At 70.7% G+C, this 1,161-nt stretch carries 2 pseudogenes; one reads left to right on the top strand and one right to left on the bottom strand.

What is annotated here, in order from left to right:
• Positions 1–582 (bottom strand): annotated as a pseudogene (locus tag FVW27_RS16495) (TOBE domain-containing protein); the annotation flags it as partial.
• 313 nt (positions 583–895) lie between these two features.
• Here FVW27_RS16495 and FVW27_RS16490 point away from each other — a divergent pair.
• A pseudogene (locus FVW27_RS16490) lies at positions 896–1,161 on the top strand (tRNA (N6-threonylcarbamoyladenosine(37)-N6)-methyltransferase TrmO); the annotation flags it as partial.

The following is a 1,161-nucleotide window of genomic DNA, read 5'->3' as shown; positions in this document are numbered from 1 at the left end:
CACGATGACCTGCTGGCGCACCGGGTCGAGGTCGGCGGCGTCGTCCAGGGCCAGCACCTCGCCAAGCCGCAGCGCACCGTGGCGCAGCATCAGGAAGGCCACCCACAGACGCCCGCGCGAACGGCGCTGCACCGGCGTGGTGGCCGCGCCGAACCAGGCAAGGAAGGTGGCCGTCAACTCATCAAGTTGTTCCGACGTGAGGTGCTTGACCCCTTCCGGCACCTCGAAGCTTTGGGCAGGGCAGGGAACGTCCTTGCCCCCCTGCGGCGCGGGTCGGGGATGGGCGCCGTCGTCCCCGTTCCGGGCGGCGCCGTGCGGGCAGGCGGTGGGGCCGCTCATGCCCGATACGCCTGACAGCGCGGTGACGATGGAGTGCAGCGTTGCCGCGCCAAGGCAGTCCGCGCCCGCGTGGTCGACCGCGGAATCGTGTGGGGAATCGGGGGGGGACGCGCCGGGTTCGACGGGCAGTCCGGAAACGCCGCCGTTAAGCCGCGCCTCCAGTTCCCGCTCGATGCAGGCCCGCATCAGTTCCAGTTGTGTCTCGTCCAGTGCGCCGACGATACCGGCCAAAGGAGCATGCATGGTCGATCTGCCTCCGCAGTGTCGTTGCCGCCGCCACCCTGCCGGAAGTCTTGGTCTGTTTTGGCCGGAAAGGGAACACAGTCACGAAAAAAACAGCCCAGGTGACCGTATTGCCTGCCGTGCGGGCAGCGGCTACCCGGAAGATGGAAGGAGCCCCGGTCGCACGTGCCTGCCGCGCCGGAGCCCCGACGAGGTCCGGCCCGGAATGCGCACCGGGCCGACACCCCCGTGCCGCCTTCATCCCCCCGGAATGCCACCGGCAGCCACCGGGCGGCCTGTTTCCCGGCTTCCCTGCGCCACCGACGAGATGCCCATGTTCTTCGCTTCCTCCCTGCCCGCCGTGCTCGCCCCCCTGGTGCTGGTTGCGTTGGCCGCGCTGGCCGTGCTGCTGGCCTTCGAAATCGGCTTCCCGCCGCGCGGCAACGCCCATGACGGCGAACTGGGCCTGACAACGGGACGCGGCGCGGCCATGCGACTGCACCTGCGCGAACTGTGCGGCGGCCCGCTGGCCCTGCTGCTGGCCGGACTGGGCGTTCCCCTGCTGTGGCCGGAACCGGAATCCGGGGTGGCCCTGCTGGC

The sequence above is a fragment of the Nitratidesulfovibrio liaohensis genome (genome assembly GCF_011682075.1).
Taxonomy (GTDB): domain Bacteria; phylum Desulfobacterota; class Desulfovibrionia; order Desulfovibrionales; family Desulfovibrionaceae; genus Cupidesulfovibrio; species Cupidesulfovibrio liaohensis.
This window is presented reverse-complemented; position numbering and strand designations above follow the sequence as displayed.